This window comes from Micromonospora sp. BS32 (assembly GCF_059089345.1).
Genome location: NZ_JBSSHR010000002.1, coordinates 342,469 through 357,679 on the forward strand (window position 1 = coordinate 342,469; position 15,211 = coordinate 357,679).

Consider the following 15,211-nt stretch of genomic DNA (forward strand, 5'->3'; position numbering starts at 1 on the left):
GGCGGGCGACCGACGGTGCGGTGACCCCCTACGGGAGAAGGTGGGGGTCGAACAGGGGGCCGGCCCGGATTCCCGAGCGTCCGATGTGGGCAAGGCTGGGCCCATGGATGAGCGTCTCATTGTGCTGCTGCCGATCGCCGCGGTCTGGCTGGCCGCCGGCGTGGTGGCGGACGGACTGCCCCGCCTGAACCGGGCCCGGGCACTCCGCCGGCGTACCGGATGGCTGCTCGCCCTGACCGTGACCGGCCTCGGCCTGACGGGGGCCGCGCTGGCGGCCGGCCTGACCAGCGCCGGCGCGACGCCGGTCGACCGGGCGGCTGGCGACCTGGCACTGGCGGCCGGCCCGGCGCTCGCGGTCGCGGCCTGCACGCTGCGCCGCACGCGGCGGCTGCGGGCCGGGGCGGGCGCGTTCGCCGCCGCGCCGGTGACGCCCGCGCCGTACGGCCTGCGGGCCATGGCGGCACACCCGCTGATCGGCCTGCCGTTGCAGGTCACCGCGCTGGCCACGGTGCCACCCCTGCTGGCGGCTGCCGGTCTCGACCTCGCCGCCCGACCGGGCACGGCCGGGCCGGCGATCACTGTCGGCGGTCTCGCCGTCCTCGCGATCGGGGTACGGCACGCGCTGCGGCACAGCCGGTTCGCTGAGCGGACGATGCCGGAGGCCCCGGCACCGGTCGGAGCGCCGGTGTCAGCGTCCGCTACTCCCCGGGCCCTGCACGTATAGCAGCTCCAGGATCGCCCGGGTCGCCTCGAACCAGCGGTCCAGCCAACCCGGCGGCGGGACGCTGCCCCTGGGCGGCAACTCCATCAGCAGACCGCGCAGCAGCGGGTGATCGACCAGCGACTCGGTCGGCTCCATCGGCCAGCCGGCCGGCGGGAACGAGGGCTCGGTGAGCGGGTTCGGGTCGAGGGAAGGCAGCGACAGCGGCGGGCCGGCCTGTTCCGGCGCGGGCGCCCCGACGTCCCGGCCACCGATCTCGGTGTCGGTGGACGTCACGTCCGTCAACACGGTGTCCCGGCGGGCGCCACGGTACTTGCCCCCGAACCGCTCGCTCTTGCCCGGGCCGTTGGGGAGGTTGTCTGAACCGATCGTCGTCATCCGTCTCGCCTGCCTCGTTCGGTCGTCGATCCGTGCGGTGGAGTTGTCCTGCAACGCCGTATCGACGGGTTCAACGAGACGGGGCGGATGTGGCGACGGGCCGGCCGGGAGCGTCCCCGACCGGCCCGCGGTCAACGCCACGCCGGGTTGGTCAGTGTGCGATTCAGTGCTGGTCGAAGGCGCCGTTCCGGGCGCTGGCGACGAAGGCCTGCCAGCCCCCCGGGGCGAAGACCAGGGCGGGGCCTGTCTTGTCCTTCGAGTCCCGAACCCCGACCGCCCCGGTCACGTACGCCACCTCGACGCAGTTGTCACAGTTCGGCCCGCTCTTCGAGCTCTTGAACCACGTCGCGCGCGTCAGGTCCACGGTGAACCTCTTGGTCGCCATTTCCACAACGGCTCCTCTGCCAGTTTTGCGATGTGAGCGATGGACTCCTCCGGGCGGATGGCCGCCGCTCGAATGTGATCGAAGATGAAGCTATACCGCTGCAGTTCGTCGCTCTTCTCAAGGAAGAGCCCACCCGTGGCGTTCTCCGCGTACACGACATCGGGATCACTCGCTTCGGGGAAGCTGAGGATGGTGAAGGTACCGTCCATGCCGGCGTGCGCTCCCACCTCGAAAGGTAGGACCTGGAGCGTCACGTTCGGCAGCTCCGCCACCTCCACCAGCCGCTTGAGCTGGCCACGCATCACCGCGTCGCCGCCCACCGGCCGGCTCAGCACCGCCTCATCGAGCACCACCCACAGATCGACCGGATCATCCTGGATCAACAACGACTGACGGCCCAGACGGACACGCACCCGCTGTTGCACCTGCTCGACGGTGAAGTCCGGGCGGGCCGCCCGGATCATGGCCCCGGCGTACTCCTCGGTCTCCAGCAGGCCCGGGACCACCTGCTGCTCGTACGCCCGGATGGAGCTGGCCGCCGCCTCCAGCCCGACGTACGCCCCGACGAGCACGGTGCTGTACGGATGCCACCACCCCTTCTGCCGGGCCTCCCGGGCGATCTGCACCAACTCGTCGCTCTCGACGCCGACCACGCCGTAGATCCGGAGCATGTCCCGGACGTCCCGCGGGGTGGCCGAGGTGTGGCCGGTCTCGATCCGGGAGATCTTGGAGGCGGAGCACTCCAGCTGCTCGGCGACCACCTCGATGGTGATGCCCGCCGCCTCCCGCTGGCGGCGGAGCTCCGCGCCCAGCCGTCGCCGACGGATCGTGGGACTGCGCCGCTCGCTCACGGTGCCACCCCGGGCGCCGCTGGCAGCGGATGCCGGTTCCTCGCGCTCACCCGGTTACCTCCGGTCGCTCGCGCCTGCGGCGACACCCGCCGAGGGCGCGACCGACGAACGGCGGGCGATCGTTCGCGGCTGGGGTGGTGCCGGTCGTCGACCGGCCGCGTCGGGCGAAACCGGCGTCCAGTGTGCCGCCCCGGGGGTGGCGGCTTCAAGCGCCTTCGATCTCGTGTCGCGCTCATGTATCGGCAAAAGTCGACGTGCAACTTGCATGAAGCACGACGCTCATGCACTCTGTCCGTATGGCTCGGGTCACACACCGTCTCCGAACGCTTCCCCGGCGTGGCGATCCCACCCGGATCGGACGGTCTGCGAGACACCCCCGCCGATACGCGACGACAAGACCTGCCCCGGGTTGATGACCCCGCCGCTGCACGCCCGACGGCTGCGGCGGCGGGAGCGGTACCCGGGAGCAACCGGTGATGGTCGGGTGGCGGTCCGCCACCAGCGGGTACGGCCCGACCACCGCCACCGATCCACCGGTTGACGAGGCACGAGCCCGGCGCCGGAGCACCAGCAAAGCCCTCCCCACGATCAGCCCGGCCGGTACGCCGGCCACTCCCTCCCCAGGAGCCCATGTGCTTCCCCGCTCCGGTGACGTTCTGCACGTGACTCGCGCGGCGAGTGTCCAGTTCCTCAAACCGATCACCTTCCGGGTGATCCGGGTGCTCGACTGGCCGACCTACGACGGCTGGCTCTGGCTCGACGGCTACGAGTTGAACGCGGCGGGGGACGCCGTCAACCGGCGGTCGATCTTCGTACAGCAGGCCGGACTCCGGCAGCTGCAGGCCGCCCCGACGCAGCGCCAGCACACCGTACGGGCCCGGCGGCCGATCAACCGGAGCCCGATCCCGGTGGGCTGAGCCCGCAATCGCCGGTCGGCGGGCGTGCCATCGCCATAGAATCGGTACGCCCACCCCGGCAGAAGTCACCCCGCGCGTCCCGGACCCTGAACCTGGGATGGCCATGGTCAATATGCCCGCCGCGCGGCGGCACCACAGGTCCCGTATCGGTTACGCCTTCGGGCTGTTGGCGCTGGTCGGCGCCGCCACCACGCTCGTGGTGGTGGTGCGGTACCCGGCCGAATCGGCGACTCGGCTCGCCGAGCCGGTCCCGGCACCCGAGATCACCGTGGCCGGTGAGGGCACCGCACCGCCCGACGATCCGGTCGACGGCGGTGGGATCGCCGACTGGGACACGCCGGACCGGGGCGCCCTCCGGCACGGCGCCGGGGCCGGCGACGACCCCGCCACCGGCACGGACCGGGAGGAAGCTGGCGCGGCCGGCCAGGAACCGGGCGACCACCGTGGCGGCGGCACGACGACCGGGGCCGAGCGCTCCCATTCCTCCGCGCACCAGCAGGACCTGAGCCAGTCGCTCTTCTATTCCGGCCTGCTCGGCCTCGCCATCTCGCTGGCCGGCCTGGGACTGGTCGGCACCAGACGCCGAAGGTGGTGACCGGGCGCGGTCAGCGGGTGGCGGTCGGCTCGGCCGTCGGCGTGGCCGTGGCGCTCGAGGTCGGCGACACCGACGGCGACTCCGCCGCCTCGGCGACCACCAGGGTCACCTCCTCGTCGGGGCCGACCGGTTCGCCGGCCGCCGGGTCGGTCTCGATCACCGTCCCCGCCGGCTGGTCCGACGTCCGGGCCTCCACCCGGTACGCCACCCCCAGCCGGTCCAGCACCCGCTGCGCCGTCGCCCTCGACAGCCCGGTCAGGGGCGGCATCGGGATCCGGGCCGCCACGGTGGTGGTCGGTGGTGTGCTCGGCGGCTCGGTGGTCGGCGCGGTGGTGGTCGGCGCGGCGGTGGTCACCGGGGCGCTGGTGGGCAGCGGCGACGGTGACTCCTCCGGCCCGGCGTCGTCGGACGCCCGCAGCGCCAGCCAGATGCCCGCGCCGAGCACGCCGAGCAGGAGCAGGGCGAGGATGCCCAGCAGGATCGGCGCCCACCAGCGGCGGCCGCGCTGGTCGTCGGGGTACCACTCGGCCGGTTCGCGGTAGTCGGCTGGCCGGGGTGGCGGCACCCCGGCCCGTCCGGACCAGACCGGCGGTGCGGCCGGCGCCTGCCGGGCCGCTTCGCCCGGCGGCAGCGGCCGGGTCGCGTCCACGGGCTCGTGCCGGGCGGTCGCGTCCACGGGCTCGTGCCGGGCTGTCGCGTCCACGGGCTCGTGCCGGGCTGTCGCATCCAGCGGCGGAGGACCGACGGCCTCGCCGCCGGGGTGCGGCGGCGGCGGCCGGGTCGCGTCGTCGCCGGGCTGGGCGGCGTCGCGCGGGAGCGGGCGGGTGGCGTCGTCGACCGGCTGGTCACCACCGCGGGGCAGCGGACGGGTCGCGTCGGCCGGCGGCTCCTGGCGGTCGTCGCTCATCGCACGTCCTCTCCGCACGGGGCGCGGCCGTCACGACCCTCGATCGTCCAAGGTATCGCCCGGGTGCACCGGCCGCCGGGATCAGCGCGGCGAACCGCCCGTCACCGCGTCAGGAAGGCGTCGGTGGGGGTGGGTTCCGCGGTCCCGCAGGAGATCGCCACCCGGTCGTTCCAGTGCGCCGTCGTGTCAGGCGCCGGCTCCTGGGCGGTGACCGTGCCGCGCCGTCCGGTCCGGTAGCGCGGGTAGAGGCCCTTCTCGCCGAGCTCGTCGGCGGCCTCCTCGCAGGCGTCCCCGACCAGGTCGGGCACGGCCACCTCGGGGGCCGGCCCGGCGACGTACACCCGCACCGTGGTCCCCTTCTTCACCGGGGTGCCGGCGACGGGTTCCGTCCGCGCCACCTCCCGGCCCGTACCGGTGCCGAAGACGAGCTGCCAGCCGAGCTTGCGATCGTGCAGTTCGTCGCGGGCCTCGTCGAAGTCCGTGCCCACCAGGGCCGGCACGGTCAGGCCGCCGGCCTCCGTCCGGGGCGCGGGCGGGGTGGTCGTCCAGCCGGCGGTCGGTCGCTCGGTGGGGGTGTCCTCGGCGGGGCTGCTCACCTCCGTCGGCGGGGCCGTCGACGTGGCGATCGGCCCGGCGGTCGGCCGGCCATCATGCCCGGCCAGCACCCAGCCGGCGGAGGCGCCGACGGCGGCCAACAGGACGACCGCCAGCCCGCCGCCGAGCAGCAGGGTCCTTCGACCCGGCCGCCCATCCCCGTCCTGCCCGGTGTACCCGTCGGTCATCGCACTCCCCGCCTCGTCACCGGCGACGGTACCGGTCGCCGACCACCGCCCCCGCCGCGCACCGGCCGCCGCCCGCCGGTCACCGCCCGTGGTGCCTCCGTCGCACGGCTCGCCGCACCGACCAGGGGACGCTACGCTCCCCGGCATGGCTGCACGGGGCTGGGGAGGATCGATCGCCACCGCGATCGGCGTCGCTGCCGGCATGGGCGCGGCACAACTGGGCTTCGGCTACGGCCTGGGCATCATCAACTGGGCGCCGGCGGGCGCCGGCACCACCGAGGCGACCTGGTTCGCCAGCCTCGCCTGGGCGACCTGGATCGCGGCCGTCTCCACCGTCGTCGGCGCGGTCTGCGCCCAACGGCTGCTCGAGCGCGGCGGCGCGACCGACGAAACCGGCGGTGGCCTGCACCGGGCGACGCTCGCCGTGGCCGGTGCGGTCGGCGCGCTCATCACCGTGCTGCTGGTCGCCGTGCCGGCCCGGACGGCCACCGTTCCGGACACCTTCTCCCCACAGAGCCTCGCCGCCGGGTACGCCGGCATCGGCGTCCTGGTCGGCCTGCTGACCGCCGTCTGGGCGCTGCGTTCGCGGGCGGCCGCGAACAACGTCATCGCCACGGTCGGCTGGCTCTGGCTGCTCGCCGTGGTCTCGGTGGTGGACGGGGTGCTCGCCGGTCGCGGGCTGACCGCCGCCCAGCTCGGCAGCTGGCAGATCAGCCACGACCGGGCTGGCTTCTGGCTGCGCGACTACCTCTACTGGCCCGGGGCGCTGCTCGCGGTGGGTTCGGCGCTGGTGATCGGCGCGCTCGCCGCTCGGCGTACCGCCCGATCGTCCCGACTGCGGCTGGGCGCGGCGGTGTCCGGTGCGGCCGGGCCGCTGCTGGTCGCGATCGCCTACTTCCTGGCGGTACCCCGGCTCGCCACCATCGCTCCGGAGCAGGTCTCCGCTCACCTCGTCGCCCCGTACGCGGTGATCGTCGGCGCGGCTGGCTCGATCCTGGTGGCCGCGCTCGCCCAGCGGGCCGAGCTGCGCGACGCCGGCCCGGCCGCGGTGGCGGCGGTGCCCCGCCCCCGGACCGGCGAGCACGACGACCGACCGGCCACCGCCGAAGCGCTGCCGGCCACCGGTGCCGAGGAGACCACAGGGCGGCGCAACGCCGCGAGCCGCAGGGACACGGTCGACGACCGGACGACCGCGCCGGGCCGGGCATCCGCGGTCACGCCCGCCGACGCTGCGCCGGCCACCCTCGCCGAACCGCCGCCCGCCGGAGCCGAAGCGTCCGGCGGGCAGGGTACGGCCGGTACGGCGACGGGAGCGACCGGACGCGCCCGCCCGGCCCGGCGCACCCGGTCTGCCTCGTCCACCCCGACGATCTCCACCACCGGGGACCCTGCGCTCGACGCGACGACCAGCCCTCCAGCGGCATCCGGGACACCGACGGACGGCCTGGCCACCGGCGAGCCAACCGCTCCGCCCCCGGCCCCCCGCCCCGGCAGACGGCCCCGCTGACCCCTCCCGGACCGATCCCCGCGCTGCCCTCACCCGGTCAGATCCCCGCCGACGCGCCACGCGCTCCCGCCTCCCCACCCGCAGGTGGGGAGGCCGGTGGTCAGTCGACCGGCCAGCTGTGGACGGGCTCGTTGCTGCGGGAGAGCTCGGCGTAGCGGTTGGCCATGTGGTGCAGGGCGGCCGCCCGGTCCATGCCGCGGTGCCGTTCGGCGGCCCAGACCGCCTCGGTCTGCCAGACCGCGCCGTTGCGGCCGGTACGGCAGCGCTGCTCGATGATGCCGAGCAGCCGATCCCGCTCGGCCGGGGCCACGCCGAACCGGTCCAGCCCGGCGGCGGCCTTCGGCAGCAGCGTGTCGAGGACGAGCTTGGTCACCGGCACGTCACCGAGCCGGGGCCAGTGCAGCACGGCGTCGATGCCCCGGCGGGCGGCGGCGTGGAAGTTCTCCTCGGCCGAGCTGAAGGTGAGCTGGCTCCAGATCGGCCGATCCGACTCGGCCAGCCCCCGGGCCAGCCCGAAGTAGAAGGCGGCGTTGGCCAGCATGTCGACCACGGTGGGCCCGGCCGGCAGCACCCGGTTCTCCACCCGCAGGTGCGGACGCCCGTTCATGATGTCGTAGACCGGCCGGTTCCAGCGGTAGACCGTCCCGTTGTGCAGCCGCAGCTCGCTCAGCTCCGGCACCCCGCCGGCGTGCAGCACCTCGACCGGGTCCTCGTCGTCGCAGATCGGCAGCAGCGGCGGGAAGTAGCGGACGTTCTCCTCGAACAGGTCGAAGATCGAGGTGATCCAGCGTTCCCCGAACCACACCCGGGGGCGTACCCCCTGGGCCTTGAGCTCGTCGGGCCGGGTGTCGGTGGCCTGCTCGAACAGGGCGATCCGGGTCTCGGCCCAGAGCTGCCGGCCGTACAGGAAGGGGGAGTTGGCGCCGACCGCGACCTGAACCCCGGCGATGGCCTGGGAGGCGTTCCAGTAGTCGGCGAAGCTGTCCGGCGCGACCTGGAGGTGGAACTGGAGGCTGGTGCAGGCCGCCTCGGGCGCGATCGAGTCGGTGTGCGTCCGGAGCCGCTCGACGCCCCGGATGTCCAGTTCGATGTCCTCGCCCCGGGCGCCGACGATCTGGTCGTTGAGCACCCGGTAGCGCTCGTTGGTGGAGAGGTTGTCGGCCACCAGGTGCCGCTCGGTGAGCGTGGGCAGGATGCCGACCAGGACGATCCGGGCGTCGGACTTCGCCGCCCGCTCGTCGGCCCGGGTCAGACTGCTGCGCAGGTCACGCTCGTAGTCGGCGAGGCCGGACCCCTCGAGGAGCCGGGGTTCGGCGTTCAGTTCGAGGTTGAACTGGCCCAGCTCGGTCTGGAAGAGCGGGTCGGCGATGTCGGCCAGGATCTCCTCGTTGCGCATCGCCGGCTCGGCGGCCGGGTCCATCAGGTTGAGTTCGATCTCCAGCCCGGTCATCGGCCGGTCGGCGTCGAAGCCGAAGTCGTCCAGCATCAGCGCGAAGACGTCCAGGCAGCGCCGGACCTTCTGCCGGTAGCGGACCCGGTCCTCTCGGGAGAAGGCGCCCTGCTCGACGTCCCTACCCATGTGTCCTCCCGGCGCGAGGCGCCGCGGGACCGTGCCGTCCCGCCGCGCGTTGTGAACCACCACGGTAAGAGCGCCCACCTCGCCAGGGCCAGAGCCGGGTCGGTGGGCGCTCCGGCCATCTGTACCCAGCGACGGCCGGCCGCACCCGGGTCTGCCGGCGGACAAGCCGTGAGGATTCGCACCGAAAGCCGCCGAGGCCCCTGCTCAGGGGAGCAGGGGCCTCGGCGCGGTGGCGGTCGACGGATCAGGCCTGGCGGACGGCCTCACCCTCGATCTCGATCTTGATCTTCTTGCCGACCAGCACGCCGCCGGTCTCCAGCGCGACGTTCCAGGTCAGACCGAAGTCCTCCCGGTCGATCTCGGTGGTGGCGGTGAAGCCGAACACGTCCTGGCCGAACGGGGTGCGACCGACGCCCTCGAACTCGACCTCCAGGTCGACCGGGCGGGTGACGCCCTTGATGGTCAGCTCACCGGAGAGGACGAACTCGTTGCCCTTGCGGGACTTCACGCCGGTGCTGCGGTACTCCAGCGTCGGGAAGGTCTCGGCGTCGAGGAACTCCGGGCTGCGCAGGTGCGCGTCGCGGTCAGCCTGCGCGGTGTTGATGCTGGCCGCCTGGATGGAGGCGGAGACCGAGGACTGCAGCGGGTCGTCCGCGATGGTGATGGTGGCGGAGGTCTCGGCGAACTCACCCCGCACCTTGCTGACCATCATGTGGCGGGCGACGAAGCCGACCCGCTTGTGCGCCGCGTCCAGCAGGTAGGTGCCGGCGGTCGGGATGGTAAGGCCTTCCCAGTCGCGGGTAACCGACTCGGTGCTGCTGGTCATGGAACTGCCCTCCAGGGGGAGATTGTTTAGTAGCCCAACGTCTGTCTGAGCAACTATAGCCGTAGCAATATTCCCCGTGTCAACCACTGATAGGATGACCAGGTGGATCAGAACGTGTTCGACGACCCCCGGATCACCGCCGTCGGCCTGCTCGTGGAGGCGCACGCCGGGCTGACCGCCCGGTTCGCCGCCCAGTACGAACAGCACGGCCTCTCCGCGGTCGAGTTCGAGGTGCTCATGCGACTCGCCCGCTCCCCCGGCAACCAGCTGCGGATGACCGATCTGGCCGCGCAGACCTCGCTCTCCACCAGCGGGGTGACCCGGGTGGTCGACCGGATGGAACGCGACGGGCTGCTGTGCCGCCGGGCCTGCCCCTCCGACCGGCGCAGCTCGTACGCGGTGGTGACCGCGTCCGGCCTGAAGCGGCTGGACGAGACGCTCCCCGGTCACCTGCGGATCATCGAGCAGTGGTTCACCGGGCAGCTCGAACCCGCGGCCCTCGACGCCATGCTGGACGGCCTGCGCCGGGTCCGCGACGCCGTGCACCCCGGGGCGACGGCCGGCAGCACCGACCCGGCGCCCGCCGTACACGCCAGCCCCGCCTGACGCACCAGCCCCGCCTGACGCACCGGCAGAACAACCGGCAGAACTGCGGCCGCCGATCCGGACAATCCCGCCAATGCCAACAAAGCGGGCGGCAAGGTTGGTTAGCCTTCCTCCCGCGGGGGAGCACCGGGGGGTGCCGGCGCGAGCGATTGAGCGAGGGGTTGACCAGGGGGCTTCTTCGCTCGCGCCACCCCGCGCCACCCCGCGGTGTCGGCCCTCGCTGAAGACTTCAATTGGCGGGCTGCCGATCAAGATGGGGGCGCGCCGTCGGCGACCAGGAGGTTCGGCCGGAGCACCGCACAAGGCGCGCCGCCAGGAGAGGTGCCTGCGTACCCTGCGGTTCGTGGTGGACAGCCTTGACTACCACCAGGCGCACCACCGGACGCCGCCGAAGCAGCAGCTGGCAGGACACCGGCCACGGGCAGCCCACCTCGATCCGGATGGTCTCGGCGTGTGGCGATCGGCAGCGAGTGTAACTCACTGACGGATATTTTGATCCACTGTGTAACGGTGCTGGCTTGAAGCCCGCCTAATCCCATGACGCGACGATCTTGTCGCAGCCCGGCACCGGCTCCGCCGGCCGCCGCGGCACCACGGGGTTACCACCGAAAGGGGACCGCACGTGCGATTCCGCACAGTGATCGGCTCAGTCCTGGCATCGACGATGGCCGCAGCAGTCGGCCTCGTCACCGCCGCCGCACCCGCCGCCGCCAGGGACACCGCCACCCTGATCCAAGGCGTCACCGGCGTCGTCGACACGGCCGCGGCCGGCGGCCGGGTCTTCGTCTCCGCGAACGACCGCATCGTGGTCGCCGACGCCCACGGCACGCTCACCGGTAGCATCACCGGCCTGGCCAGCCCGACCGGCCTGGCCGTCACGCCCGACGGCAGCCGGGTCTACGCGGCGCTGTCCGGCTCGAACGAGATCGCCGAGATCGATGGGCCCACCCTCGCCGTCGTCCGACGGATCAACCTGGCCGGGTACCCGTCACCGGCAAACCTGTCTCTCGACGGCGACCAGCTCTGGGTGGGCTACGGCATCAAGAACGACTTTGTCGGCGGCGTCCTCGGCCTCGACCTGTCCATGGCGGCGCCCACGCCCGTCCAGGTCGCCACCCGGATGTACGGCGCGCCCCTAGTCGCCGGCGCCGGGAACACGGTCTTCACCGCCGAGGCGGGGATCAACCCCGCCAGCCCCCGGGTGTACGACGTCAGCACCACCCCGGCGACGCTGCGAGGCGTCATCGACGGCGCCGACAACGACCTGTCCAACCTGACCGATCTCACCATCACGCCCGACGGCACCCAGGCCATCTCGGTCTTCGCCACCTCCGGCTTCGACGTCTGGGATACCAGGACCCTGACCAAGGTCCGCAGCTACGGCTCGGGGGCCGACTACCCGGGCGCGCCGGGCGCGATCGCGCTCAGCCCGGACGGCGCACACGTCGCCACCGCCTTCTACGGCTCGAATTACGGCCCCTACGCCAGCGTGTACGACGCCGGGACGGGGGCGAAGACCCTCCAGGCCCAGATGACCTACAAGGGCGACCTGGTCACCGGCAGCCTTTCCGTGCTGGGCGACGACGTCTACGCCTTGCTCAACGACTGGCCGTACAACCGGTACTACCTGTGGCGGCTGGAGGGCGCCTTCCTGCCGGCGTCCACGCTGAACTTGTCGGCCACCACCCCGGCGACCGCGCTGGACCCGTTCACCATGACCGGCCGGCTCGCCTTCCCCGACGGCTCCGCGCCGGGGGCACAGCCGATCGAGATCAGCCGCACGCTGCCCGACGGCACCACCGCCACCCTGCCCGGGGTGGCCACCGCCGAGGACGGCACCTTCACCGTCACCGACACCCCGCCGGTCGGCGGCAGCGTCAGCTACACCGCCATCTGGGACGGCAGCTCCACCGTCCGCTGGTCGAAGACCACGACCAAGGTCGACGTGACCCAGCACCCCACCTCGCTGGTCGTGACCGGCCCGACGACAGGTAACGCCAACAAGTCCCTCACGCTCACTGGTCGGATGAGTACCGCCGGCAACGTGCCCACCCCGGCCTCCGGGTCGATCGTGGTTTACCGCGTCTACACCAACAAGAATGGTTCCGTCGGGGCTGACCTGCCGCCGGTGCCGCTCGCCGCTGACGGCTCGTTCACCATCACGGACACGCCCCCGGTGGGCGGCCAGTACACGTACCACATCCGCTTCGACGGCGACGCCACCTACGCATACGCCTACACCAGCCACGCCGTCACCATCCGGGGCCAGGGCGCCTGAGCGGCACGCCTCGAAAGCGACGACGGTGCCCGCCCGTCCGGTCACGTACCGGGTCCGGGCACGTACCGGGTGGGCACCGTCGCCGCGGAGTGGATCGTGGAGAGCCAGGGGACGGACCACCCGGCGGTTGGCCGCCTGCGTCACTGCTCTCCGGGCCCTCACCCGCGACCATGGCAAGCGGCTGGTCCTGATCGCGCCGCGCCCCCGCGGGTCAGGCGGCCGAATCGCCCGCCGTCCGCCCGGTCTGTCCGGCCACCGCGCCGCGCAGCAGATCCTCCTCGTACGGCAGCAGCCGGATCCTGCTCTCCCGACAGACCCGGTCGAGCCGCTCCCGTACCGCCAGGTCGCCGGTGCTGGCGGCCAGCCCGACCAGCGCCTCCACCACGTCCCGCCGGTCCTGCCCGTCCGCGCCGGCCGCCATCGCGGCGCCGAACCACTCCGCCGCCAACTCCCGGTCACCCCGGTCCAGCGCCACGCTCCCCTCGATCAGCGCGCAGATCCCCTCGCCCGGCCCGGGGCGCTCCTCGCCGCGGAGTTCGGCGAGCACCTCGGCGGCCTCGTCGGCCCGCCCGGCCCGGGCCAGCGCCAGACCGACCGTGCCGAGCACCCGTCGACGGTGACCCGGGTCGCCCAGCTCGGCGAGCGCGACGGCCACCCGCCGGCCCTGCTCGACCGCCTCGGCGTACCGGCCGGCCAGGCGGGCCACCTCGGCCAGGTTCGCCCGGGCCAACAGGCGCAACCGGCGCTCCCCGCACTGGGCGGCCAGCCGGTCCACCGCGGCCAGCCGGCGGCGGGCGCCGCCCAGGTCGCCGAGGCGGATCTCGTGCCAGGTGAGGTTGTTCTGGGCGACCGCCATGTCGCGTACCCGGCCGTGCCGGGTGGCCAGGGCGAGCACCGCCTGGGCGTGCTCGCGCGCCTCGTCGTACCCGCCGGTGGCGTGCAGCAGCGCGCAGAGCACGGTGAGCGCCTCCAGTTCGCCGGTGACGTCGTCGTGCGCGGTGAAGAGGGTGAAGGCGGCCCGGGCGGACGGCAGCTCCTGCCCGCCGGCGCCGTGCTCGGCCGCCAGCCGGGCCACGCCGAGCAGCGCCCACGCCCGCAGCACCGGATCGGCGCCGGCGGTACGTGGATCGGCCAGCAGCCGGAGCAGCCACTGCCGGCCGGAGACGTCCCGCCCGCGCAGCCGCCACCAGCGGGGCAGCGCCGCCGCCAGGCGCAGCGCGGTGAGCGGGTCGTCGGTGGCGGCGTGTGCCAGCGCCGCGCTGATGTCGCTGGTCACCTCGTCGAGCTGGCGTACCGCGACGGGGAGCTTCGCCCCGACCAGGTCGGGTGCCGTCCGGCCGGCCAGTCGGGCGACGACGACGGCGTGCCGGCGTCGGATCGCGGTCAGCTCACCGCGGCCGGCGGCCCGTTCGGCGGCGAACTCGCGGACCGCGTCCAGCAGCCGGAACCGGAACGGGCCGGCGCCGCGCACACTGAGCAGGCCCAGCTCGACCAGCCGGTCCAGCAACGGCACCGGGTCCACCGCCACCGTCCCGTCGCGGTCGGCCTCCTCGGCGAGCAGCTCCTCGGCCAGCTCCACCGACCACCGGTTGGCGAACACGGAGAGCCGGCGCAGCGCCGCCCGTTCGGAGTCGGCGAGCAGGCGGTAGCTGGTCGCCACGGCGTCGCGCAGGGTCAGCGCCACCGCCGCCCCCGGATCGCCGCTCCCGGACGGCTCGGCGGCCTCCCAGCCGCGCCGCCCCGGGTCGGGCGTGGTCAGGTCGAGGACCCGGTCGCCGTACCGGTCGAGCAGCGCGTTGAGGTCGAGGATCCGACCCCGGGCGGCCATCAGCTCGATGGCGAGCGGCAGCCCGCCCAGCCGCCGGACCAGCGCGGCGAGGGCGGCCAGCTCGGTGGGGTCGGGTGGTTCCCGGCGTACCCGGGTGAGCCGGGCGGTGAAGAGTGCCGCCGCCGGCCAGCGGAGGACCTCGTCCGGGTCGGCGTCCGGCGGGGGGACGTCCAGCGGGGCGACCGGCCGGACCAGTTCCCCGGGCAGGCCGACCGGGTGCCGGCCGGTGGCCAGCACCCGCAGGGTGGGGGCTGCGTCGGTGAGCCGGTGCAGCGCCTCGGCGACCGGGTCGGGGGCCCGTTCGACCGCGTCGACCAGCAGCAGTGCCGGCCGGCCGCGCAGCCGGGCGGCCAGCTCGGGCGGCCGGGCCGCGCCGAGGACCGCGCTGGCCGCGGCGAGCACGTCGGCGGCGTCGGAGCCCTCGCCGACCAGCACCCCGGCCACCCCGCCCGGGTGGGCGTCGGCGACCGTGTGCGCCGCGGCCAGGGCCAGCGCGGTCTTGCCCACCCCGGCCAGGCCGACCAGGCTCACCAACGGTTGCCATGCCTCGGCTCTGAGGAGCGTGACCAGGTCGGCGAGATCCCGCTCCCGGCCGATCAGCTCGACCGGGGGCGGGAGCGCGATCGGCGTACCGGAGGGGTGGGGTTCGAGGGTTCGCGGGCCGGTGGCGGCCCGACGGTGCGGGCGCCCGGCGGTGGCCGGGCCGGCGGCGTGGCCGCGGGCGCTGGCGAGGAAGGCGGCGCGGGTCACACCGGTCAGGCCGAGCGCGTCGGCGAGCAGCTCGGCGGTGGTGCGCTGCGGCCGGCTGGACCGGCCGCGCTCCAGGTCACGCACGGTCCGCACGCCCACCCCGGCCCGTTCCGCCAGCTCGGCCTGGGTGAGGCCGGCGGCCAGCCGGTGCGCCCGCACCAGCTCCCCGATCGGGGTACGACCACCCGGGCCGGACGGATGATCATGATCCGGAGTCATGGGCAGGAAGGTTACGGACGGGATACGACGCCCGGCAGCGGTGAGTCGTCCAGCCGACGCAGGGCTGCGGAAATCCGACAGG

General features: G+C 74.0%; 14 protein-coding genes. 6 read left to right on the forward strand and 8 right to left on the reverse strand.

What is annotated here, in order from left to right:
- Window positions 1-103: 103 nt before the first annotated feature.
- On the forward strand, window positions 104-724 hold the full coding sequence (locus tag AC5RWQ_RS04360; RefSeq protein WP_494281435.1) for a hypothetical protein: 621 nt from the start codon (window positions 104-106) through the stop codon (window positions 722-724).
- Here the strand turns inward: AC5RWQ_RS04360 and AC5RWQ_RS04365 are convergent.
- From AC5RWQ_RS04365 to AC5RWQ_RS04375, 3 genes are all read right to left on the reverse strand, one after another.
- Complete coding sequence (locus tag AC5RWQ_RS04365; protein WP_494281436.1) at window positions 689-1,099, reverse strand: hypothetical protein; 411 nt, start codon at window positions 1,097-1,099, stop codon at window positions 689-691. The two genes, AC5RWQ_RS04360 and AC5RWQ_RS04365, sit on opposite strands and share 36 nt — an antisense overlap.
- Before the next feature lie 163 nt (window positions 1,100-1,262).
- Window positions 1,263-1,484, reverse strand: coding sequence for a DUF397 domain-containing protein (locus AC5RWQ_RS04370; RefSeq protein ID WP_494281437.1), 222 nt, complete (start codon window positions 1,482-1,484; stop codon window positions 1,263-1,265).
- Window positions 1,454-2,335, reverse strand: coding sequence for a helix-turn-helix domain-containing protein (locus AC5RWQ_RS04375; RefSeq protein WP_494281438.1), 882 nt, complete (start codon window positions 2,333-2,335; stop codon window positions 1,454-1,456). The genes AC5RWQ_RS04370 and AC5RWQ_RS04375 overlap by 31 nt, the downstream gene beginning before the upstream one ends.
- Window positions 2,336-2,967: 632 nt before the next feature.
- Between AC5RWQ_RS04375 and AC5RWQ_RS04380 the strand changes: the two genes are divergently transcribed.
- Window positions 2,968-3,252, forward strand: coding sequence for a hypothetical protein (locus AC5RWQ_RS04380; RefSeq protein ID WP_494281439.1), 285 nt, complete (start codon window positions 2,968-2,970; stop codon window positions 3,250-3,252).
- A gap of 97 nt (window positions 3,253-3,349) precedes the next feature.
- Entirely contained in the window at window positions 3,350-3,847 is a 498-nt protein-coding gene (locus tag AC5RWQ_RS04385; protein WP_494281440.1) for a hypothetical protein, read from the forward strand.
- A gap of 10 nt (window positions 3,848-3,857) precedes the next feature.
- Here the strand turns inward: AC5RWQ_RS04385 and AC5RWQ_RS04390 are convergent, their stop codons facing one another.
- Entirely contained in the window at window positions 3,858-4,754 is an 897-nt protein-coding gene (locus AC5RWQ_RS04390) for a PASTA domain-containing protein (RefSeq protein ID WP_494281441.1), read from the reverse strand.
- Window positions 4,755-4,855: 101 nt separating this feature from the next.
- Complete coding sequence (locus AC5RWQ_RS04395; protein ID WP_494281442.1) at window positions 4,856-5,536, reverse strand: PASTA domain-containing protein; 681 nt, start codon at window positions 5,534-5,536, stop codon at window positions 4,856-4,858.
- A 145-nt stretch (window positions 5,537-5,681) separates the two neighbouring features.
- Between AC5RWQ_RS04395 and AC5RWQ_RS04400 the strand changes: the two genes are divergently transcribed.
- Window positions 5,682-7,043, forward strand: coding sequence for a hypothetical protein (locus tag AC5RWQ_RS04400; protein WP_494281443.1), 1,362 nt, complete (start codon window positions 5,682-5,684; stop codon window positions 7,041-7,043).
- Window positions 7,044-7,143: 100 nt separating this feature from the next.
- Here the strand turns inward: AC5RWQ_RS04400 and AC5RWQ_RS04405 are convergent, their stop codons facing one another.
- Both AC5RWQ_RS04405 and AC5RWQ_RS04410 read right to left on the reverse strand, forming a co-directional pair.
- Window positions 7,144-8,622 (reverse strand): glutamate-cysteine ligase family protein, encoded by a 1,479-nt coding sequence (locus tag AC5RWQ_RS04405; protein ID WP_494281444.1) that lies wholly within the window; start codon window positions 8,620-8,622, stop codon window positions 7,144-7,146.
- 244 nt (window positions 8,623-8,866) lie between these two features.
- A complete protein-coding gene (locus AC5RWQ_RS04410) occupies window positions 8,867-9,448 on the reverse strand; it encodes a YceI family protein (protein WP_334491826.1) in 582 nt (193 codons plus the stop codon).
- Between the two features lie 102 nt (window positions 9,449-9,550).
- Here AC5RWQ_RS04410 and AC5RWQ_RS04415 point away from each other — a divergent pair, with 102 nt between their 5' ends.
- Window positions 9,551-10,054, forward strand: a complete 504-nt coding sequence (locus AC5RWQ_RS04415) for a MarR family winged helix-turn-helix transcriptional regulator (protein WP_494281445.1) — start codon at window positions 9,551-9,553, stop codon at window positions 10,052-10,054.
- A gap of 664 nt (window positions 10,055-10,718) precedes the next feature.
- Window positions 10,719-12,332: a hypothetical protein gene (locus AC5RWQ_RS04420; RefSeq protein ID WP_494281446.1), complete on the forward strand. Its 1,614-nt coding sequence runs from the start codon at window positions 10,719-10,721 to the stop codon at window positions 12,330-12,332.
- A 211-nt stretch (window positions 12,333-12,543) separates the two neighbouring features.
- Here AC5RWQ_RS04420 and AC5RWQ_RS04425 read toward each other — a convergent pair whose 3' ends face one another.
- On the reverse strand, window positions 12,544-15,129 hold the full coding sequence (locus AC5RWQ_RS04425; protein WP_494281447.1) for an ATP-binding protein: 2,586 nt from the start codon (window positions 15,127-15,129) through the stop codon (window positions 12,544-12,546).
- Between the last annotated feature and the right edge of the window lie 82 nt (window positions 15,130-15,211).